Below are 21,755 nucleotides of genomic sequence, written 5' to 3'. Positions count from 1 at the left end.
TAGCCGACTGTCTCTATTTTGAGTGATTATACACAACATCTGCGGTTTCGAAAAGCAAAATCCGTCTGTCATGTCATCTCTTCTTACATCAACATATGATGCACAGTCCTCTCTATGTATATTATACCCTGCAAGACTACTGTCTGTGCATAGAATGAAGAACTGTACGTCGATAGTTGAGCCGGTGAGTAGTTACCTCGATATAAAAGAAAACCCGACAGACGAATGACGTCTTGTCGGGTTAAACTTCAAATGAAGTTTTAAATCTAGCAGACTTACACCATCACCTTGCAGATATCATTCGTAAACTCTACCGGGTCTTGAATCGGCAATCCTTCAATCAGTAATGCTTGGTGATACAAGAGGCTGGTATACAGGCTGAGCTTCTCTTTATCCTGTGCAAAAGCATCTTTCAACGATTTGAACACATCATGGTTCACGTTGATTTCCAGCACTTTATCCGCTTGAACATCTCCGCTGTTTGGCATAGCTTTCAGCACTTTCTCCATCTCAATCGTCAAATCACCCTCGGTGGACAAACATACCGGGTGGCTGCGAAGACGTTTGGACGCTTTCACCGCTTTAACTTTGCCCTCCAGCTGTGTCTGCATCGCTTCGAACAATTCTTTGTTGTCATTGTCCTGCGCTTCAGTCTCTTCTTTTTCCGCACTGTCTTCAATACCAAGATCACCACTGGAGATGGATTTAAACTCTTTCTCCTTGTAATTCGTAATCATTTTGATCGCGAATTCATCGATATCGTCGGTGAAGTAGAGCACTTCGTACCCTTTTTCCAATACGCCCTCGATCTGTGGCAGTTTCTCGATTCGGCTGATGGACTCACCCGCAGCATAATAGATATACTTCTGATCTTCCGGCATTCTGGAGACGTATTCGTCCAGGCTCACAAGCTTGCTCTCTTTAGAAGACGTGAACAGCAACAGATCCTGCAATGTATCTTTGTTTGCGCCATAATCGCTGTATACGCCGTACTTCAGCTGACGACCAAACGCTTGATAGAACTTCTCGTAGTTCTCGCGCTCGTCTTTGAGCAGGCTTTGCAGTTGGCCTTTGATTTTGTTTTTGATATTCTTCGCAATCAGGCTAAGCTGGCGGTCGTGTTGAAGCATCTCACGTGAGATGTTCAGAGACAGATCCTCGGAATCCACCATCCCTTTGACAAAACCAAAGTAATCTGGCAACAGGTCGCCGCACTTATCCATGATCAATACGCCGTTGGAGTATAACTCCAGACCTTTTTCATACTCTTTGGTGTAGTAGTCAAACGGTGTATTCTCCGGAATAAACAGGATCGCATTGTACACTACAGCGCCGTCCGCGCTAATGTGCAGATGTTTCAGCGGTTTGTCAAAACCGTACCGTTTCTCCATATAGAAGTTGGTGTAGTCTTCTTCGGTCAGTTCGCTTTTATTTTTACGCCAGATCGGCACCATGCTGTTGACCGTTTGTTCTTCCTTGTAATCCTCGAACTCGTTCTCCGTACCTTCCTTCGGACGGTGATTGGTCACATCCATTTTGATTGGATAACGAATGAAGTCAGAGTATTTCTTGATGATGGATCTCAGGCGGTATTCTTCCAAAAACTCGTCATACGAGTCTTCTTCGGTATTTTGTTTAATCGTTAGAACGATTTCTGTACCCACGGTATCTTTTTCCGCAGGTGTAATCGTGTACCCGTCAGCACCTTCGGATTCCCATTTCCAAGCTTCGTTGCTGCCCAGCGTTTTACTCGTTACCGTCAGCTTGTCCGCCACCATGAACGCCGAGTAGAAACCTACCCCGAATTGACCGATAATGTTATGGCCGTCTTTGGCTTCGTTTTCTTTTTTGAATGCCAGGGAACCACTCTTCGCAATGACTCCGAGGTTGTTCTCCAGCTCTTCCTGTGTCATACCAATCCCGGTATCGGTAAGGGTAAGTGTGCGATTTTCCTTGTCAATGGTAAGCTTGATATAATAGTCCTCTTTGTTGAAAACGAGCGTGTCGTCCGTCAATGCTCTGTAATATATTTTGTCGATGGCATCACTGGAGTTGGAGATCAGTTCTCTGAGGAAAATTTCTTTCTGTGTGTAAATGGAGTTGATCATCATATCCAGCAAACGTTTGGATTCTGCCTGAAATTCTTTTTTAACCGCCATGAATGAAGTGCTCCTTTCGAATTTGGGTATCAAATGATTCAGTTGAGTACAGAGGCAAGCTGAGCCATATGTGACTGAACCATTCCATATGTAGTGGTGTATATTAGCTTCATTTGTTAGCACTCAAAGACTCAGAGTGCTAAACCCTTCTTTTTATATAACATATGGGAAAATTGGGTGTCAATACGAAGACGGTTATTTTAACAAAATCATGGATTTCATTCTGTAAAAAACCGATTAAACTTCTATACTGACAACCACTCTTCCCAGTGTAACGCACTTGCTCCAGCAATACAAAAACCGCCACGAATTCAAATTCGGGACGGTTGGGTGATATCGGTTATTTCTTCGCCATCTTTGGGTCAAGAGTGTCACGCAGGCCATCGCCCATCAGATTGAAACCAAGTACCGTCAGCATAATGGAAAGACCGGGAAAGATGAGCGTCCACGGAGCCTTTTGGATGTACTGACGTGAATCCGAAAGCATCTTACCCCACTCCGGGTCCGGTGGTTGCGCACCCATACCTAGAAATCCGAGCGCCGCTGCCTCGATAATCGCTGTACCGATTCCGAGGGTACCTTGCACAATAAGGGGCGTAAGACTGTTTGGTAAAATGTGTCGAAACAAGATTCGGCCGTTCCCCGCTCCCAATGTCCGTGCCGATGTAATAAACTCTTCCTGCCGCAAGCTAAGTACACGCGATCTCACCAACCGTCCATACGTTGGAATATTCACGATCGCAATGGCGAGCAACGCATTCTGCAAAGAAGGGCCCAGAATCGCGACAATCGCGATCGCCAGCAAGATGCCCGGAAATGCCAGCAAAATATCAAACAGACGCGAGATCAGCATGTCCGCCCATTTTCCATAGAACCCCGCAACCAGTCCAAGAAGTGCTCCAGCAACAATAGACCCAATGACGGAGAAAAATCCAACCCACAGCGATATTCTTGCGCCATGAATTACACGGGAAAACACATCCCGTCCCAGGTCATCCGTTCCGAACCAGTGCTCAGCCGATGGAGCTTGAAGCCTGTCCTGTAGTACCTGCTCTTTGTAATCATAGGGCGCAATATAGGGGGCAAGGAAGGCTAATACGATGAAAAAAAGAATAATGATCAACCCTGCCAACGCAAGCCGATTCCGTCGAAACGTCCTCCACGCCTCACGCCAGGGACCCGATCTACTCGCGCTGACTGCGTCAACGGTTTGTCCGGTATTGGTCGACAATTTGGCCATACAGGTTCTCCTTTGCTGAACTTAGATAATGGAAGAGATAAACGGTTTGTTTACACAGAAGAATAAACCAGCCATCGGGACTTTATCGTTGTATCGTAGGATGCTTTGCTCTGCTATCCTGTCCCTCCTACTTGTAACTGATTCTTGGGTCAAACACCGCATAGAGCAAATCTACGATCAGATTAATCAATACAAAAAAGAAAGCCACGATCAGGATTCCGCTCTGAATCACAGGATAGTCCCGTGAACTAATCGCTTCATATATGTAACGCCCTACACCCGGCCAGGCAAAAATCGTTTCCGTCAGCACAGCGCCACCCAGCAGAGACCCCGTTTGAATGCCGATAACAGTCAGCACGGGGATAAATGCATTCTTCAGCGCGTGCCCGTATACGACAAAAAACGGCCCCAATCCTTTCGCCTTGGCGGTACGAATATAATCGGAACTCATCACTTCCAGCATGCTGGAACGTGTCATGCGCGCAATCACAGCCATCGGGATGGTGCCCAGCGCCACACTTGGGAGAATCAGATGTTTGGTCACCGTCCACAGCTGATCCCAGCGTCCTGCAAGCATCGTGTCCAGCACATACAAACCTGTAATCGTATCCACCGGATCACGTGCGTTCATTCGTCCAATGGACGGTAGCCATTGCAGTTTGTTGGCAAACAGCCATTGCTCCATCAACCCGAGCCAAAAAATCGGCATGGATACCCCTACAAGCGCAATTACCATGCAGCAGTAATCAAACCAGGAGTTGTGCTTCCAAGCACTGACAATCCCTGCATTCACACCAATAATGACAGCAAACAACATACTTGCCATCGTAAGTTCGAGTGTCGCTGTCAGATAAGGCACGATTTCCTGGGCAATAGGTACCTTGGTGCGAATAGATGTGCCCAGATCCCCTTTCAGCAAGTCGCCTAGATAGGCGAAATATTGCTGGAACCAGGGTTTGTCCAGTCCGAGCTGATCCCGGAGAGCTTGCTTGGATTGTTCCGTTGCTTTTTGCCCCAGAATCGTCTCGGCCGGATCACCGGGTATTGCATGAATGATGGAAAAAACGATCAACGTCATGCCCAGCAAAACGGGCAGCAGTACCAGCACACGTTTGACAATATAGCTGTTCACTTCCAGATCACCTGCCCTAAAGGGTTCATCTGCATGATTTCAACTTTGGCAAAATCAAAGAAATAGCGCTGGCGAACACGTATGCTTTGGCTCGTTACGACCCGGATGTAGAATCTAATAAGCATTGCATGTCCGCCAGCGCATAACTTGGTTTAACACTTGCGTTTCATTTATTTTCACTCGAAAGTTTTATTCAAAATAAGCCCCCACATACGATTCCGTTCCCAGCGGAGAGGTTACAAAACCCTTCAGGCTGGCTTTCCCGGCAAGAATCGGTGTGGTATGCACAAGTGGAATCCAAGGAGCGTCTTCCTTGATGATGACCTGAGCCTGTTTGTAAAGCTCGGCACGTTTATCCTGATCCGTCTCCGTTTGTGCTTTTGTGAGTAAGGAATGCAACTCTTCATTTACATAGTAGCTACGGTTGTTGCCCGGGATGGCGTCCTTATCCAAAAGGGTATACAGGAAGTTATCCGGGTCACCGTTATCCCCTGTCCAGCCGAGCATGTATATGTCGTCCTTCTCCCCGGCTTTGGAATCTTCCAGATAGGTCGCCCACTCCGGAGATTCGATCGTTGTTTTGACACCGATTTTCTCAAAATCAGCCTGAATCGCTTCTGCTACCTTCTTGCCATCAGGCATGTACGGACGGGATACCGGCATGGCATAAAATGTTACCGGATCTGGCAATCCGTCAGGGAAGCCGGCTTCAGCCAGCAACGCTTTTGCTTTTTCCAGATCATACGCGTAATCTTCGATCTCATCGTTGTAACCCCATAGCGTAGGTGGCATCGGGTTCACCGCAGGCTCTGCCTGTCCAGCAAAGAACGCGTCAATAATGGCCTGTTTGTTCACGGCATGGTTCAGGGCTTGTCTGACTTTCACGTTATCAAACGGTTTTTTCTTAAAATTAAACCCGATATATGCCACGTTGAACGGCGGGCGTTCAATCTTCTGCAGCTCGCTATTGCCCTCCAGAATGCTCAGATCATCCGGATTCAGGTCTTCCATAATATCGATCTCGCCATTTTGCAATGCATTGAAACGAGCCGTGTTATCCGGAATGGAGCGCACAATTACCTTGTTCAGCTTCGGAAAACCTTCCCTCCAGTAGTCTGAATTTTTCTCCAGCGTGATGGAGTCGTTCCGTTTCCACTCTTTAAATACAAATGGCCCAGTGCCGACAGGCTCACTCTTGAAGTTTTCTTTCTTCTCCTGGATGGCAGCCGGACTGCCAATGCCAAACGGAGTCATCGCAATATTTTGCAGGAAAGGAGCTTGTGGCTGGTTCAGGGTAAACTCCACTGTCGATTCATCGAGTGCCTTCACTTCTTTGATCACACGCGCGCCATCTGGCCCAAACATGGAATCATAATAGTCGAAGGAATCGCCTTCGAATTTATATTCACTTGCCGGATCGCTCCAGCGATTAAAATTAAACACTACGGCATCCGCGTTAAAGTCAGTTCCATCATGGAACTTCACCCCGGATTTCAGCTTAAATACATACTTCAGCCCGTCCGCGGAAATTTCCCAGCTCTCGGCCAGCGCCGGAACCACTTCGGTTCCACCCTCTTTGTAATCGAGGAGCGAATCAAATACCTGATGCCCAATCTTGAGAGATTCTCCATCCGTCACAATCGAAGGATCAAGGGCGACCGAGTCCCCGCCACGTCCCATAATCATCGTATCCTGGGCGGCTGCTTCTGTTGGAGGTTCATTACCTTCCGCAGGTGCCGGCGTTCCTTCCCCGCCATCTTTGCTGCTGGAGCAACCAGATAACACAAGTACGGTACTCAGTGCCAAAGTCAGTAAACCGGACATCCATTTTTTTCTCATTCGCATACGTACAACACCCTTCCCTGTCTCATAATGTGTGTGATGATTGCGACCGAAAAACGGTACCTCTGGCCGTGCGTGCGATGATGTGGTGGTGCTAGCTAGTCATCAGATTATCCCTAGTTATAATCTTTAAATTCTTGTATCATCTATTAAAGGCTTTATATGCCTGTGATACCTGTTTTAGAGTGCTGAGAATTTGGACACAAGTTAATTAGACTAATGAGATAGTAAGGCAAATGTAGAACCGTTGAAAAACACGGATCAACGGATCAGCAGCGTTAGAGTATAAGCTTCTAGCATTCTGAGATAGGGCGATGCATCTATTTGAACCAAGGTCAATTCGAAACAGCAAATCTACCCTTGAATGGGGATAAAAATAGAACACAAATGTTGGCCTTCGGACTTTGTTCCGTGAGTTCGTCTTCATGAGGTGTGAATTGGATTTAATTGGATTTATGGGTAGAAAAGAGAATAGAACAGATCGACACTACAATAACTTTTCATGTTATGGTTTTGTCATGATGAGGAGGTTTGTGTATTAAATCGTGGTGAAAAACATTTTCGTGTAACTTACTTTACATCACATTTACCAAATAGACAAGAGATTTACAGACATACGTTTTCAACTTTATTACACGCGTCAGAATTAGTGACATTATGTACAAAAAAGGAACATAGCTCGACAAAATAGCTCATGTTCCCTGCTTTTCCTCCACAGTCAAATCTGTTCTATTCTAGTAAAACTATAGAGGCTTACATCGAGCATTTACTTTTTAAACAAACCTCTACGGTGCATCACGGTAATAAAACGATAAAAATCGTAGCTCGCACCGTTATCGATGCTAAACAACGGATTTTTGGCATCATAGGCCAGCGCTGCATCTACAGCAGCCTTCGCCCAGACAGGTACCTCCATCTGCTGACGTGCTTGCAAACGATCAACCTGTGCTTTCAGCGCATCAAACGCAGCTTTCTCTTCGGCTGTCATTGGTTCGCCCCCTTTCGGTGGTACAGTTGGTGGATTCGGATTGGATGGTGTAGTCGGGTTCGACGGGTTGCCAGGATTAGTCGGATTGGCTGGCTCTGTTGGATTCGTAGGATTTGGGTTTGACGTAGCCGCCGCATATCTCGCTCTAAGCTGTGCTGCACTTCCCTCGAATTCATTCATGTCTACATTACCGCTAATACCGTTCACCTTGCCCGAGTCCGTATACTGCCAGAACGTCCAGCGCTTCCATGCCGGCTGAGCATCCGGTACACGTGTCGTGCTGTAACGCGCAACCCACAGATCGTACGAGCCCAAAGAAGCATCGAAATTACTAGCAAATGAATTGCCTGTATATATGATCGGTTTTACACCTGTGAGACGTTGCAATTCTGTTAAAAAGGCTTTGGCTACCGTATTCATCTGTGCTCTGCTCAGATTGCCGGGATTGTTCTCGTAATCCATAACCGGTGGCAATTGCAGCGCCTTGGCTCCCCCGATCTGGTTCAGCGTATTGGCATAATGTGCCGCTTCTGCCCTCGCAATCTCCACAGTCGTTCCGCGGAAGAAATGATAGGTTCCGACCATCATGCCCGCCGCCAGCGCGCCGTTTACATTTTTCTGAAAATTCGGATCAATATATGTTCGCCCTTCGGTTGCTTTGATAAATACAAAGGTCATGCCGTTTGCCTTTACCTTGGCCCAGTCGATATTGCCCTGATACCTGGAGACATCAATGCCCTGCGTGTTGCCCGGGGTTCTATTTTGCAAATTTCTCACACCCTTTATTCGGCTAGTTGCCGTTTGTATTTAGTAAATGCGGACGGGTTGAAGATTGCTTGTGTGCGTGTCCCTTGTTGTACGATGTATGACCCAGAATACCGAGCTAGCCTTATGAAAGAAAACTCCTATTTGGAACAGCTCAAATACTACTACGATCTTATTATTAAGTTGAACCAATAATCTGTAAGCAAGATAAATACAGAGTGACGACTGAAGGTAAAGAAAGCACCCGTTGGGTGCTTTTCTTATTGTTACGCTGTGCTTTTCTTACTATCTGAATTCTCTTGATCCGAGGCTTTTACTTCGGATTGTTCAATTTCTGGAGGATGATCATTTTCGCCTTCGGAATGATTCAACGACGGAGGGGGATGTGGCAATGGAGAAGATAACACATCTTCTCCCGCCTTTCCTTTGAGCACTTGAATCGCCTGCCGAATGACAGGTGGGATCGGAGCGCCCAGTTTGCCCCCATTTTCAATAATGGATAACAACTCATTCGCGATATAAAAAAAGGCGACCGCATCCCTGAACAAATGTCCGTCTCCCAGAACACCGTCCACCAGATGAGCCACCGATACCATTGCAAATATAAATACCTTTCGTGCAATGCCAAACAGTCCAATATTACTCTCAAGCTTGCCCGTCATTCCCGCCGCCGCAATGCCTGTCAGGTAATCGAGAATGACGAAGACTAGCAATACGCCGAGCACTCCTGACCAGCCTCCAAAGAAGTAGGATGCCGAGCTACTCATCAGCGCAATCCCCCATTTCCATAGGGTGTCCCATCGTTCCATGGCTTCACCTCTTTTTGATTTAAAGGTTATTAACATAACCTCAAACAAGTATAACCCTTATAATTAAACTATTTACTATATGTGCATTCTATATACTCAAACTGATACTATTGTATCTACTGTCACCACAAAATACTGACTAAACTCACTAATATTTTGATCATAATTTGGATATATGTTACGTTGCAACTGAATACATAACTCTATAGGCCCATTAGTATCAAAATTTTCAGGTATGGTGATATTATACGAAGTTATGTTGTTTTCTGAACCATAACGATAGTTAATATTACCGCTCACCTGTCCACGTTTTAAAGGTTTATTAATATAAACAGTAGACAAAGATAGCTGATACACATAATTACTCGCACTGCCACTTGGGAGGGAAGCATAGCCATTAATCCCGTTCAATTGAACTCTTACTCCATTTTGATCTTTAAAATATAATTGAATTACAGGTATCCAATCAAATGTATAATTTACATTGTCTGAAGTAATTTTTAAATCTCCTAGTACAATCAAACTAGATCCAGCCGGAAAAGTTGTAATCGTCCTATTTTCAGGGACTGTTACTGAAGATTTTTGCGCTCTAATTCTACCTGTACTTATATTGCTAAATTGCTGATAATTACTTTGTTTAATTTCCTCTACTTTATTAATTAAAATCGCCCATGTATCACTCGTGGATGCACTGCCACCCTTGGCGTTAATGGCACCCACAATACCATTTTTAGCATCAACGCCAGATTGAAAAAGGTCTTGGGTCCAAGGTGTCCAACCTGAATCCATTCTCCTACGCATATAGAATCGGTCAGCGTGCAGGTCGTAAACTTTTTGTAAAACCCAATTTTCATCGTGTCTAATAACTTCAACGTAACCCCAACCTCCTGATAACGAAGGCGAATTTGATAAGCTATTTCCTTTGTACCAACCCGTTTGCAGAATATTGTTAAGATTTTGCCCTGATATATCAGTAGCTCTACCGTCATCCTGTGACACTCTATGTTTTTGAAGCGAATCCCCCATATTGACGATACGGTTAAGTGTTGGAACGAAAGATGTACCCGCTGTTGTTGCCACTGGACCGGTATCAAACATGTAAACCTCTGGACCAGCACCGCCTGTGTAACGCATGTAAATCCCTCGTGCACCTAAATTCGTGTGACTGTTCTCATATTTAAATGTATTTCCATCTAGAAAACAATTACTTCCATACAAAACAGAACCATTTGAAGAAGCAGAAAAAGTCCCCCATTGATTCATAATTAGTCTCCCAGTCATGACACCGCCTGTACGCGGTAAACTCGCATTTTTCGCGTTCGTCTCCGCCGCAACCCTCGCATCCCTAACCGCTTTCTCCGTCGCAGCCACCGTCTCGGACGTACCATCCGTCTTACTAGACAACTGCACCTTCCCTTTTTGTGTCAAGGACGCATCGGGGATATCCATCTTGCTCACTGCTTCACGAAGTGTATCCAAATCCGCTTGTGTGGCAACGCCTGCGTCAATCTTTTCAAAAATTCCATTAATACTTTCCCTCGTTACTGTCTCGTTTCCCAAGGGGAGCGGTAGCTTCAATCGATCCGTTTCCTGTGGCATTAAGCCCACACCTCCAGTTCATTCCACGTCAGGGACGCGGCATCGAGTTCATCCCAAGTTTTATGCTTCTTATCCAAGTCATCCCAGACTAGATATCGGTATTTATATTCCACGGCCATGTGGGCCGGTTTCAGTTCATCAATGGCTCGTTTCAGATCATCGATATTAGGCGGAATACCCATCGTATCTACAAAACTCACCATAAAGCTCCACGCCTCCGGCTGGAACGTTACGTCTACCTTGCCCCCGGCATACGCTTCGGCCACATTTGCGACCTGCCTACCCGAAAACTTACCTGCCCCGCGCAGCTTAGACTCTACTACAGCACGCCGCTGCTCCACAGGTTTGAGACGATCCGTCTCAATACCAAGCTCCTGCTCCCAGAAGTCCAGCCCCCATGTCGCCGTGCGGACAAAAAACTGTTCCAACGTCTCGTCCAGAGCCTGGTACAGCAAATCCATCTCACTGCCCTTGGCCTGCATATCGGCCTGCATCACACGCGAAGTCTCATAATATTGGGGCAAATACGAGAACATCTCCCTCCCCTTTTCACTCGTCAGTCCAGCATGTACAACAGAAGGAGCACTCATGTCCTGTGTCCTCCTTTCTATTCACATTCGAGGAAGAGGAATACTCACCGGGCTGCTCCGCCCAGTAATGACGGTATCCTTGGACTGGATGCACCTCGGCTCCGTCAAGTTTGTTCACCCGGGAATCCAGCACCCTTGCCGGTGCTTCCCCCGCCACCTTTTCCATGACCACCTCAATCCCCACACTACTCATGCACATCCACCGTCCCCAGCACAGCCACTTGGCTGGTGGTCATCTCGATATTTTGGTCGCTTACGCCGTTTACGGTCAGCTCCGAATAATCGATAATCGGCGGGATGTCCAGCAGAATCGCAGCAATGCGCGTGTAACGCACAAGTGGATCGGCAAATGCAAGCTGCTTCAAATACGCGGTAACCCCGCGTTCGATTAATGCCCGGACATCCGCCAGCGTGGCATCACTTGCCAGCGTCAGCTTCACCTGAATGTTCATCGGCACTTCCTCTGCCGGCATCACCGTCACCACAGGTCCAGCCGGGGCAACGCCCTCGCCTTGTCCATCTTGCGTGGGGTCAACATACTTTTGCACCGCAGCCACCAGATCAGATCCCGCAGCGCGCTTGTCCGTATCGAGCAGATACAGCCCAACGGTACCCGGCCCCTGCCATAGCGGGATCACCCGCGTGGCCCCGACACCCGGCACTTCACTGGCCCATTGCACATACTGTGCCTTGTTGCCGCTTGTACCCTGATTGCGGACTTTGGCATAAAAGCGCTCCAGCAGCGCGGTATCTGCCTCGATGTCCGCACCGCCCTTGATGACGTCCGTGTTCACCACGGACGTCACGCCGCTTACCGGTGTAGACAGCACGGTTAATGTGCCTGCGGGTACATTGCTCTCTTTTCCAGCAACAAGCGCACGTACCCCTACACTCCCCACACCATCTTCATCCAGCTCCACACGGCCCACCGTTTCATATTCCAGCGACGCTTCACCGGACACCTCATCTGCGAGCGTAGCTACAACCGTACCAGTTGGCACGACTTTCCCCGGCTCACCCGTAAATTTCACGGTGCCCTGTGCCGCCACCGCCGCCCGGCGTGTAATGCCATGTTCTCCCGCCCGCAAATCCAGCTCCTCCGAACGAAAATTCGGATCACGGCTCGCCGCTGTACTGGCAAATCCGCGCCTCAGTAACTCCTGCGCCCAAAGCGCCGCCTCGGACAGCATAAAAGCTACCGGAGCCTCCGCATCCCACAAAAACGAACCTTCCGACTTGTCCAGATCCGCGGGCAGACGATCCAGCATGCGCTGCATAATCTGTTCCTCCGTCTGGCCCTCCAAATAACGCGGAATCTCAGCCATCCCGTCAGATCACCTCACTTTCCAGAATAAACATCTCATCCTGCACACTCATCACCCGGCACGTAAACCCGCACTGCTCCCGGTCCCAATCGAATGTAAACTGGTCCACCGCATCCGTACGAGGATCAGCGAGCAGCGTTTCCGTCACCATCCGGGCAATCTCACTTTCCGTCACACCACGGCTATCCCCCTGACCGATCAGATCCTCCAGCTCCGAACCGTAGTCCCGAGAGTAGATCACATGTCTGTACCGCGGAGTTTTAACCGCCTTGATACACCATTGCACCCATGCTTCATGCGCGTCTGCCGTAGCCACCTTGCCACTTGGAGTCAACACAAAATCACCAGCATCATAGTCATAGCGCCAGCTTCGCCCAAAACGCACTTCTTCCGAAGCCGCACCCGACAGGTCCTCTTCATCTCCCCAGACCATACCCGTTTCCGGAAACAAACTAGGCATTCGCACTCACCACCTTACACAGCACCACAATATCGTTCCCGCCATTCACCCGCATCGCTAGCACGCGATCCCCGGCTTTCAAACCTTTGCCCAAAGACCAGACTGCTTCTTCCACTTCCTCTTTTTGCAAAAGAAAGCGTCCCGTGCCCGTCATACCGCCGCCAGCCACGTCAGATATCCCGGAAATCGCGCCAGCCATCTCGCGCTCCGGCAACCCCAGCGTGCCCGGTAGCTCAGCCACGAGATAGTCCTGCACTTCGTGCTTGAAATCGTCCAGCTTCACGCCGGACGCCGTGATCGTGCCCAGCACTGCGCCCAAACCGCTCACCGCCTGACGGGAATGTGTGCTCATCGCTCCCCGCATCACGTCGGCAAACTGCCCGTACGGATCTTCTTTACTCAAGATAAAACCTCCTTTTCACCAGCTCCGCCGTGCCCAGTTCCAGCGTCATCGTGCCCGGCCCGGCTGACAGATCCCGGCTGACAGACATGACGATCAGCTTTAGACCTTTCAACGTAACCGCATCTCCTGCTCGAATCGTGTTGATATCCGGGGCCGAGATCGTAAACGTCTCCTGAATGCCTGTCAGCTTGCTTTTTGCCAGCTTCTTTGCGGCGGCGACTGTTTTTACCTGATCGTCCTCGATCAGTTTTTGCAATGTACCTAACTGCTCTGTATCCCCCTGCTCAATCGCCAGCACTTTCGAAGGCACCTCTTTACCGCTACCGCCGGACTCAGACGCTGCCATCACCTTTACTTTCGTGACTGCGCCTTCGAGTGTACGCATCTGCGTCAGATCGATTAGCCGATCCAGCGCGTGCACCTTCGTGTTACTACCTACCTTGAACAACTGCAACCCGCCAGGCATCATCCGTGGGTGGTACATGTCTCCACCGGACTTGGCTGTTTCTTTCAGATCGGCAAATATCATCGAAAAAATCGTCTGTGACCGATACACCGCCTTACCCAGCTTAGTCTTGATCTCTGGCAACGTAGCCAGAGGAATTTTCCATTCCTTAGCGTAAGCTTTGAGCCGTTGTACTGCCGTCTGATCCTTGGGAAACAGGAATTCATCCTCCGATTTTTCGAGATAAATCATTCGGTCGTAGACCGTGAGGGACAAACGCTTGGTACCGCTATTGGAGCTTTCCGCTTCCCAAATGACCGCTGGATGGAGAAGATAGACCATTGATTTTTCGCCAAAAGGAACCCCGCTTATCCGTACCGCCATGCCCGGTGAAATCACAGGAAGACCTGAAGATGCCGACACGGCCAGCCGGATGTTCGCCTGATAGGCAATCTGGTCGAGTGAGTCCTTCAGCGTAATCGTCTCCACCATCTTGGTGATATCGTACTTGTCATCGACAATGACCTTGTAGGTCATGGCATCACCAGCTTTTGCCCCGGCTTGATCCGGTTCGGATCGCTACCGATGATCTTGGTGTTGAGCTTGTAAATCTCGTTCCATTTGGAACTATTTCCGAGCTCAAGCTTGGCTATTTTGGACAGGGAATCCCCGGCTTTGACGGTATACGTCTTGCTATTTTTTTTCAGATCGGTACGTGAACCAGACTTGCTACCAGCAGCACTCGAACCCACCTTCTCCACTTTCGAATCCCGCCACGTTCGCAGCGTCAAATCGAAATATATATCTCCAGGCTCCCCGCCGCGAAAACTCGAGTTGAGTGAAATCAGAAACACGGGCACATTCACTCCGGTTCCGGAGATGATGAAACGCAGTGGTTTCTTGGAGATTAGAAAGTTGTTCAGTACATCCAGCGCCACGCGTGGATCTAGAAAATACTTCTCGTCCATGCAATAGGACGGATCATATTGTTTTGGAAAAAAAGAAGAGAAGGTGATCTCCTTCACCTTCTCCCCTTGTGCAAAATCAAACTCGCCATGCTCCAGCATATTAATCGTTTCGTATCCTTTGGACCTGGAAATGTTAACTTCTTCCGGATTCACCGGGAATACAAACGAAGTACTGCCATCCTTCAACGTGAACGACATTTCGTTAGTACCAACTTCATCTTTAAGTGTAGACATATCTGCGGCCTCCTTTCTGCTTAGGCCATAATCGTTTTGCGATTTTGCATCGCCCGGCGGAGCTCGTTCGAGATCCGTTGCCCCACCTGTTGAGTCACAGCATCGTAATCAATTGCGTTCTCGCGGACCGTCACCTGTACCGTTCCCGGCGCAACATTCACCGAAATCTGGTTGGTCGTTTCCGTTTTGAAATCCTTAAGGTAACCTGCCAGACTGCTCATCTGTTCTTCGGAGATACTTACTGTGAGTGGCGATGCTTTACCGCTCTGCTGTCCCGTTTGATTTAACGCCATCGCTTGAGATTGCATCACACTTGTTCCCATGAGACCGGCAGCCGTCGGTGAGCTCAATCGATTGTTCATGTAAGCTTCGGGTCCGGTGATTGAGAGAACTGCCGGTCTGTACGCTGGCGGCATTTGAGGTGCTGCCGGTGGAGGGGGTGGCGTCTGTGGTGCTGCAGGTGTTGAGGATGACGTTATGTCCGCTGCTACTGGTGCAGTTTGCTCTTCTTTTTTAGAACCGAAACCAAAAAAACTTCCAACCCCACTGAAGAAATCTGTCGTTTTCTCCGCCAAGTAACTCGCTCCCTCAGAAGCAAATTTCACTACTTTTGAGACGTCCTCCGCGTTGTCTTTTAGAAATCCACCTACCTTGTCACCCAGCCATCCACCTGCCTTTTCACCAAGCCAACCGCCTATTGAACCGCCCAGCATGTTCCCAATCACCGGAATTGGAATCACACTACCAAGCACGGTACCAATAGCTGTTCCTACTGTATTACCAGCAACCGAACCTAACGCACGAGCACGATCCTCAGGTGGGGCGCTTGCAAGTTCTTGAATATTGTTATACATACGGAGTGGTGCGAACAATTTCCCTGCTCCTTTAACGATATTGCCACCAAGCTTGCTTATGATGCCAGCCCCACTACTGCCTCCTGCCCCACCTCCACTTCCACCTCCGCCAAAGAGACCTTTTACATCTCCCCACAATCCATCGAATCCACCGATTAGATCAGACCCTGCGGACGAGAAGTCATTCATAAACTTTGCCCCACGTTTTGTAACCTTGAACGCCTTTTTGAATTTATTACCCGGTGTGGCGGGTGTTCTAATTTCTTTCCAAAACTTCTTCCCACTATCTCTAGCATCAAAGACTTTCCCCACACCAGATGAGATTGATTTTCCCCGATCAAACATGCCTTTCATCTTTTGCAAAAAAGTTTTCGGTTTCTCCTCTTTTCCTCCTGCTGCAAAATTAAGAGAATTCAGTTTGTTACTAAGCATATAGATCGATAGTGTGTTCCTATTCAAAGCATCAATCAGAGGCTGTGAATTTACATTAACGGATGCGCCCGAGATTTGGTGGCTGACTTTGAGCTTCACACTTGCTGTAGCATTCAACAATTTAGAAGGAATGCTCTTCATTTTATTCATCAAACCATTGAGCGCCAGAGTAGCTTGATCATCCAATCCAATTCTCGGTGTGATTCGCAAGCGGCTCAGGCGGACAACAGTACTATAGATGCTCTCTAGTCTGCGTCCGGTGGTTCTCAGCTCATCATTCACTTTGATCAACCCTTGATAACGCACCCGGTTTAAACGATCCGTAGAGCGTTGAATCTGATCAAGGTAACGAAGCGTCGTCTTCATTTGTGTGTTGGATTGGGATAACCCGATAATCATTTCTGCCATTTGTTTCACCTCCTGCCTGTTTGGCTTAACGATTCATTTGAGCGGATATGGCCGCCATCTCTTCTTCCGAGAACGCGAGCAACAACGAGCGCTCCCCGCGCGGCAAAGACCAGAACTCTCCGGGACGGAGATGATGACGCACCCACATGTGATACAGGAACGTGGTCATCCCGCCGGAGTGAATCAGTTTTTTAGGTCTTCAATCTCCACGCCGAAGCCGGATAGTTCGAGCACTTTGTCACCAACCGCATCCAGTTCACCAGCCAGCAACATACGGCGCACCGCCTGCTCTCCACCTGACAGCTTCATACGTCCCGTGATGCGGTTGTCTCCCCAGCCGGACAGTTCCAGTCCGCGTACACTCATTTTCACCGTAGCCTCGGAGATCAGCAGGGCATTAAACGTTTCGGTATCCACCTTTTCTTCGGTGCGCCCCTTTGTCGTTTTGCGAATCGTACAGCGTTCGCGAATCTGATCCACTTTGGAAGAAGTTAATCCACGCAAGGTGAGTAGCAGATCCAGACGCTGGATACGCACATTTTCTTCTGGCAGACGTTCTGCCGCCTCAAACAACTGATCCAAAATCTGCTCTTCGGACAAATTTTCGTTCATACTCATCGGTTAAAATCTCCTTTTTCTCATGTATTCTCTGAATTCGATGTGCTTCCGTGTTTTTTATAATCATCTCCAGACACCAAAAAGACCGAGAGGTTCCCGGTCTGCTTCAGTGCCCTTGCCTATTGTGAACAAATTCAGTAACGTTTCATAAAAATCAATTCGCTACAATCGGATTAAGCAATTCGAATCCCTCAAAGGTAAAGCCCGTTTCTTCCGGCACTTCCTCGCCTGCCGTCCAGTTCGCCAGCTGAATTTTATCTACCATGCACCCTTTCAGCAGTACACTTTCATGTCCGTACGACTCGGGATCGTCCAGCTTGGAGATAATCTGAAATTTGGTAAAGCCGCGCTTGATCATATCGGACGTAACCTTGTAACCTGTCATCGTACCTGTACCTTTTTTAGCACCGTTTTTGTGAACCTTCCACTCGTTGCCGACCAGATTCAGCTCACGTTTCTCAATCTCTACGCTGGCCTCCAGCTTGTTAATATTGGTCTGCCACACACCATCCATATGCAATTGACCGTGGGTACCGAGAATTACTCTTGACGCATCCAACATGTATATTTCCTCCTTATTATGGTTGAGTGGTTATTGTTCACACATCATAACGATGCCGTCAGAAATCCTCCGAATCACTGTATCCCTAGAATTTCGCTGTTCTCCCCGTTATTTGTGTAAACCAACCACTCAACATGTCCTTCTACTTTTTTTCACAAAACGATCTACTAGCCTGTTAGCCTGCTTTCAAGCCTTTTACCTTATTGCACGTAAAACGTACCAAACAGTTGCTCCATCACATCCGTCAGCTTCACATTCCATTGCAGGAATACCTGATCTGCCTCCGGTTTCAGCACAGGGGCTGCGCCATAATAAGCCGGGTCGAGAACAACGTCATACCCTTCGGCTTCGATAACATTGCTCTGTGCGAGCAACGCCAAATAAGCCTTCATCGCACCAATCAGTGCCTGACGACCTTCTTCGGTATTGTTCACTTTACCGATATACGTATCTTCTGCGGAGCGCTGCAAATCTGTATTGATCGCATCCATGACCCGGATCGACCGGATTTTTTTCCACGCATTATTTTGTCCGGCAGCAGGGGTAACCAGCGTATTCACGCCACGAAGAGCTTTAACCCGGCGTCCATCGTGGAAGAAAATAAATACGCCATTCTTTACAGCCTGCTCCTGTTCGGCGCGTGTCCAGCGGCGTGTAACATCATCGAACGGTGTTGCCGCATAGGTCGTGGATTCGTTCAGACGTTGTCCGGCGATAAGACCTGCAACATAAGCCGAGGTCTGTGCGGAGCTATAGAAAGCATCGCCCAAACGCACGCCCGTGCCCACATTAATCACACCTTCATGGTTCAGCGTAAGGGAGCGCGTTGCAGCCTTCTGAGCTGCCGAAGCGGACGTATCGTCTGCTGTGGAGCCACCGAATACAGCCATGACTGGCTTGCCTTCACTGCGAACCCGTTTGACCCACGCCGCAAAGCTCGCAAGCAACGCTGCATCCGCCGCATGATCCAGGGCAAGCACATCAAACTGTTCGCCTTCCAGTGCGCCCTGCAAAGTAATGTACTCTGCATTCGTCAGTGCATCATTGCCGCTTACGCCGCCTTTGAAAGCCGCTCCCGATACGTTCGCAACCTCCCCAGTCCCTTCTCCAATCGCCTGAGCCGTGATCCACAGGTTTTGCTCATCGGCATTGATCTCTTTGGCAAGAGTTACTGCTGTAACATCTGCAGTCAAGAGCGCATACAACATGCGATTGCCTTCAAACAAACGCACTTCAAACTTCGTATTGTCGATCACACCTGGCTGAATCGTTACATAGAAGCCATTGGCGCGGTCACCCGGATACTTCGCATCAAGCTGGAGCACATCCGCACCACCGCTGTCCTTCAACGTCAATGTAGCTGCTTTCGCAACCGAACTTGCCACCCGATAAGCGAGCAGTTTCTTCGGTCCGCCAAGTAAAGCCAGCTTCAAAGACGCATAGGCCGTGCCGTTATCTAGCGCATTTGCCGCAAATGTACGTTCAATTGCCGTTTCACTGCTTACTTCCACAAATGTGCCCACCGGGCCCCAGTTTGCCTTTACTGGTACAACGACTGTTCCACGATTGCCCGCCTGAATAGCCGAAGACGCCGCCGTCTGAAAATTCATATACAATCCCGGAAGGACCGGACGATTTGTTTGTTCCCAAGTTCCACCTGCCATTATTCATTCACCTTCGCTTTCAAAAATTGGTTGATTCTTGCCTGTGCTTCTTCAATGGAAAACGTCTCGTGCGCCGCTTCGAACAGCGCACCAGCCAGCACCTCTGCCTTCACGGCAAAGAGGGCTTCCGAATGATTCATCAGTTCAGCCCGCGTATACTGCGGGAGAACCGGTAACTTTTTTTTCAAAAAGCTTGCCATGTATCTCTCACCTCGTTGGTTTAACAAAGTTCAAATGATCTCGTCTCACCTATGAATTTTTGATCCTGTAATCTATAAAATTTCTACGAAGAAGCAGTCTTACTAAAGCTATGAGTCTACATAAGATAAGGTATAAAACGATCTGAAACTATCCCTTAATGATAGCTTCTCTGGGGCTTACTTTTACTCGATTCCTTTGTTATGGTGGATCTCACGCATAAGAGGTGCACTTGTAACCGGACGACGCATTCGCTGTGTTAACGTTAGACGAATCTGTCCATTCAGATACGCATCGGCTTGCAAATCCGCTGTTACCTCATCTACTGTCACATAACGTGTATGACTCTCGCCGATCGCGTTAGTTCCAGCTTCCTCACTATCCAATGTAGTCATTGGAATCCGCGATTGAAGTGCCAATTGCTGGACCAGATGACTTGCCGCCTGATCCGTCAGAATTGTATCATCGGTAAGAACATGCCCGATCCACTGCTTGCGTACTTCAAGCGCCGATGTTCCCGCCACGGCGGTACTGTTCCCGTTTAATCGCCACAGTACAGACGGCATCCTGTACCCACCTGGCCAACTATTGGCATACACAGACCAGTTCGATCCTAGCATGTTCGCTGTCCAAAGCTGCAGTGCAACAAGCCAAGGATCACCCATGACAGGGCTATTCCCGGCGGCGCCTTGCGGTTCAGGAACGTACACACCAAAGCGCAAACTACGTGTGATCAAACCTGAGGAAACATCTGCACGGTCGCTGTCCGTAGAACCCAGATAGAGGCAAGTAAAAGCTCCACCTTCCTCATCCTCCAGCCGCACCTGATGCAAGCCCGCGATTAACGATGCTGACCAGACCTCCACCAGCTCTGCACCCCCGTCTTCCGATCGGGCATACGGTGAAATCTTGATGATTCGCCTGTATCCTGCCCAAGCTGACTTCGGTACTTCTTCGGCAAAAGCAACAACTGCGCATGGACCTGACAATACTTCACCCGAAGCGGGAATATCCTGCACGCGGCCTTCCCAAGCAGGTATAAGAGCCGCAAGCTTCTGCTTTAACGTCTTTTTAATACGTGTGCTAATAGACACATTCATTTCGCCCCCTTCCGCCGTAAAAGTGAATACTGCCCGCATGTTACAGCAACCATGTGGCAGTTCGGGACTCCCCCTTTTTCCATACTCCATGTAGAAACCGGATCAAAATGCAGGGACAATCTCACCGCATCAAAAAGACCAGCCGTATTGGCTGGTCTTTACATTAGCGTATGTGCTTTCGGTGTGTCCCTCGGCAATTGATCCGATAGTACTATCTTACAGCCTTTTTCCCCTACCGCGGATGGTGATTGGGTTGACTTGTGCGTGAATAAGGGAGGAGGTTGGGCGGTAAAAAGACGATACTTCTTATGTGATTTATTTCTCATGTAGATAGACAAATAAATGTTAAAAATATACCATTATTAAAGTGATCGTGTTCTATTAGAATGGAGGCGATTAAATGAAGAAATCTGATCTATTTTACATCTGGGTGTTCATCTCAAGTTATTTGGCAGGTGTAGTTGCTTATACTTTGAGTTTATTTCTACTTTATGATGAAAAAATGAGAGGTTGGGGACAACTTCTCATGTGGACAGCCCCCTCTTTTTTCACAGTAACCTTGCTATTATTTCTCTTATCCATTCTTCTATTGAAATTGATGAATAAGAACTTTCTTTGGACACAAACGCTGTTATTCACACTTGCAGCCATTGTCCCCGTATATTTTATCCCTATTCTTTCTGGATTTTGGAACTTTACAAGCAGTGCTTCTCTATTTTCTCCAGAAGGAATGTTGTTCTACCTATTTTTCTTTATCTCATCTCTCATGTCTTCTTATGGGTTATGGATCGCACATAAGCGTCACAATAATAAATCATTTCTCATACTTTCTTTTGTCGTAGCTATGACGTTCGTCATTATAGTTGCTTGGAATTGAGAATAGGAAAGCGAGCTACCGTTCATGAGTAGCTCGCTTTATTCGTTCTCAACTTAAACTACAGCCCATTTCTCCTGTCATTC

Annotated in this window: 23 protein-coding genes; 1 reads left to right on the top strand and 22 read right to left on the bottom strand. The window is 48.1% G+C overall.

The window, feature by feature from the left end:
• Positions 1–275 precede the first annotated feature (275 nt).
• The 22 genes from htpG to MKY23_RS06090 all read right to left on the bottom strand — a co-directional run bounded on the left by htpG (position 276) and on the right by MKY23_RS06090 (position 20,789).
• The gene (htpG, locus tag MKY23_RS06195) at positions 276–2,159 is read right to left on the bottom strand and encodes a molecular chaperone HtpG (RefSeq protein WP_154958560.1); all 1,884 of its coding nucleotides are present in this window, start codon (positions 2,157–2,159) and stop codon (positions 276–278) included.
• A gap of 340 nt (positions 2,160–2,499) precedes the next feature.
• Positions 2,500–3,399, bottom strand: coding sequence for a nickel transporter permease (gene nikC / locus MKY23_RS06190; RefSeq protein ID WP_090918316.1), 900 nt, complete (start codon positions 3,397–3,399; stop codon positions 2,500–2,502).
• A 127-nt stretch (positions 3,400–3,526) separates the two neighbouring features.
• Entirely contained in the window at positions 3,527–4,531 is a 1,005-nt protein-coding gene (locus tag MKY23_RS06185; RefSeq protein WP_154890804.1) for an ABC transporter permease, read from the bottom strand.
• A complete protein-coding gene (locus MKY23_RS06180) occupies positions 4,528–4,656 on the bottom strand; it encodes a hypothetical protein (protein ID WP_261769367.1) in 129 nt (42 codons plus the stop codon). Before MKY23_RS06180 ends, MKY23_RS06185 begins: the two co-directional genes overlap by 4 nt.
• A gap of 64 nt (positions 4,657–4,720) precedes the next feature.
• Positions 4,721–6,370 (bottom strand): ABC transporter substrate-binding protein, encoded by a 1,650-nt coding sequence (locus MKY23_RS06175; RefSeq protein ID WP_154890944.1) that lies wholly within the window; start codon positions 6,368–6,370, stop codon positions 4,721–4,723.
• Positions 6,371–7,139: 769 nt separating this feature from the next.
• Complete coding sequence (locus MKY23_RS06170; RefSeq protein WP_090918321.1) at positions 7,140–8,129, bottom strand: glycoside hydrolase family 25 protein; 990 nt, start codon at positions 8,127–8,129, stop codon at positions 7,140–7,142.
• Between the two features lie 263 nt (positions 8,130–8,392).
• Positions 8,393–8,935 carry a phage holin family protein gene (locus MKY23_RS06165; protein ID WP_244159258.1) on the bottom strand — a complete coding sequence of 181 codons (543 nt, stop codon included), beginning with the start codon at positions 8,933–8,935 and terminating at the stop codon, positions 8,393–8,395.
• 96 nt (positions 8,936–9,031) lie between these two features.
• A complete protein-coding gene (locus MKY23_RS06160) occupies positions 9,032–10,534 on the bottom strand; it encodes a pyocin knob domain-containing protein (protein ID WP_090918325.1) in 1,503 nt (500 codons plus the stop codon).
• Positions 10,534–11,124 carry a YmfQ family protein gene (locus MKY23_RS06155; protein ID WP_090918328.1) on the bottom strand — a complete coding sequence of 197 codons (591 nt, stop codon included), beginning with the start codon at positions 11,122–11,124 and terminating at the stop codon, positions 10,534–10,536. The genes MKY23_RS06160 and MKY23_RS06155 overlap by 1 nt, the downstream gene beginning before the upstream one ends.
• Positions 11,084–11,317, bottom strand: a complete 234-nt coding sequence (locus MKY23_RS06150) for a hypothetical protein (RefSeq protein WP_339836332.1) — start codon at positions 11,315–11,317, stop codon at positions 11,084–11,086. Before MKY23_RS06150 ends, MKY23_RS06155 begins: the two co-directional genes overlap by 41 nt.
• Positions 11,310–12,449: a baseplate J/gp47 family protein gene (locus MKY23_RS06145; RefSeq protein ID WP_339836330.1), complete on the bottom strand. Its 1,140-nt coding sequence runs from the start codon at positions 12,447–12,449 to the stop codon at positions 11,310–11,312. Before MKY23_RS06145 ends, MKY23_RS06150 begins: the two co-directional genes overlap by 8 nt.
• A gap of 4 nt (positions 12,450–12,453) precedes the next feature.
• Positions 12,454–12,909: a DUF2634 domain-containing protein gene (locus MKY23_RS06140; protein WP_339836327.1), complete on the bottom strand. Its 456-nt coding sequence runs from the start codon at positions 12,907–12,909 to the stop codon at positions 12,454–12,456.
• Positions 12,902–13,273: a hypothetical protein gene (locus MKY23_RS06135; protein WP_339839274.1), complete on the bottom strand. Its 372-nt coding sequence runs from the start codon at positions 13,271–13,273 to the stop codon at positions 12,902–12,904. The genes MKY23_RS06140 and MKY23_RS06135 overlap by 8 nt, the downstream gene beginning before the upstream one ends.
• A 31-nt stretch (positions 13,274–13,304) precedes the next feature.
• On the bottom strand, positions 13,305–14,294 hold the full coding sequence (locus MKY23_RS06130) for a phage portal protein (protein ID WP_339836324.1): 990 nt from the start codon (positions 14,292–14,294) through the stop codon (positions 13,305–13,307).
• Positions 14,291–14,923: a LysM peptidoglycan-binding domain-containing protein gene (locus MKY23_RS06125; protein WP_339839271.1), complete on the bottom strand. Its 633-nt coding sequence runs from the start codon at positions 14,921–14,923 to the stop codon at positions 14,291–14,293. Before MKY23_RS06125 ends, MKY23_RS06130 begins: the two co-directional genes overlap by 4 nt.
• A gap of 56 nt (positions 14,924–14,979) precedes the next feature.
• Positions 14,980–16,653: a hypothetical protein gene (locus MKY23_RS06120; RefSeq protein WP_339836321.1), complete on the bottom strand. Its 1,674-nt coding sequence runs from the start codon at positions 16,651–16,653 to the stop codon at positions 14,980–14,982.
• Between the two features lie 25 nt (positions 16,654–16,678).
• The gene (locus tag MKY23_RS06115) at positions 16,679–16,822 is read right to left on the bottom strand and encodes a hypothetical protein (protein WP_186811683.1); all 144 of its coding nucleotides are present in this window, start codon (positions 16,820–16,822) and stop codon (positions 16,679–16,681) included.
• 14 nt (positions 16,823–16,836) lie between these two features.
• Complete coding sequence (locus MKY23_RS06110) at positions 16,837–17,271, bottom strand: hypothetical protein (protein WP_090918338.1); 435 nt, start codon at positions 17,269–17,271, stop codon at positions 16,837–16,839.
• A gap of 154 nt (positions 17,272–17,425) precedes the next feature.
• Complete coding sequence (locus MKY23_RS06105) at positions 17,426–17,833, bottom strand: phage tail tube protein (protein ID WP_123063182.1); 408 nt, start codon at positions 17,831–17,833, stop codon at positions 17,426–17,428.
• A gap of 200 nt (positions 17,834–18,033) precedes the next feature.
• On the bottom strand, positions 18,034–19,497 hold the full coding sequence (locus tag MKY23_RS06100) for a phage tail sheath subtilisin-like domain-containing protein (RefSeq protein WP_339836316.1): 1,464 nt from the start codon (positions 19,495–19,497) through the stop codon (positions 18,034–18,036).
• A complete protein-coding gene (locus MKY23_RS06095; protein ID WP_154958572.1) occupies positions 19,497–19,697 on the bottom strand; it encodes a hypothetical protein in 201 nt (66 codons plus the stop codon). Before MKY23_RS06095 ends, MKY23_RS06100 begins: the two co-directional genes overlap by 1 nt.
• Positions 19,698–19,880: 183 nt before the next feature.
• Positions 19,881–20,789, bottom strand: coding sequence for a hypothetical protein (locus MKY23_RS06090; protein ID WP_339836312.1), 909 nt, complete (start codon positions 20,787–20,789; stop codon positions 19,881–19,883).
• 406 nt (positions 20,790–21,195) lie between these two features.
• Here MKY23_RS06090 and MKY23_RS06085 point away from each other — a divergent pair, with 406 nt between their 5' ends.
• A complete protein-coding gene (locus tag MKY23_RS06085; protein ID WP_339836309.1) occupies positions 21,196–21,672 on the top strand; it encodes a hypothetical protein in 477 nt (158 codons plus the stop codon).
• Positions 21,673–21,755 lie beyond the last annotated feature (83 nt).

Source organism: Paenibacillus sp. FSL R7-0272 (genome assembly GCF_037969905.1).
GTDB classification, from domain to species: domain Bacteria; phylum Bacillota; class Bacilli; order Paenibacillales; family Paenibacillaceae; genus Paenibacillus; species Paenibacillus polysaccharolyticus.
The sequence above is the reverse complement of the archived record's forward strand: the minus strand, read 5'-3'. Positions and strand labels throughout refer to the sequence as shown.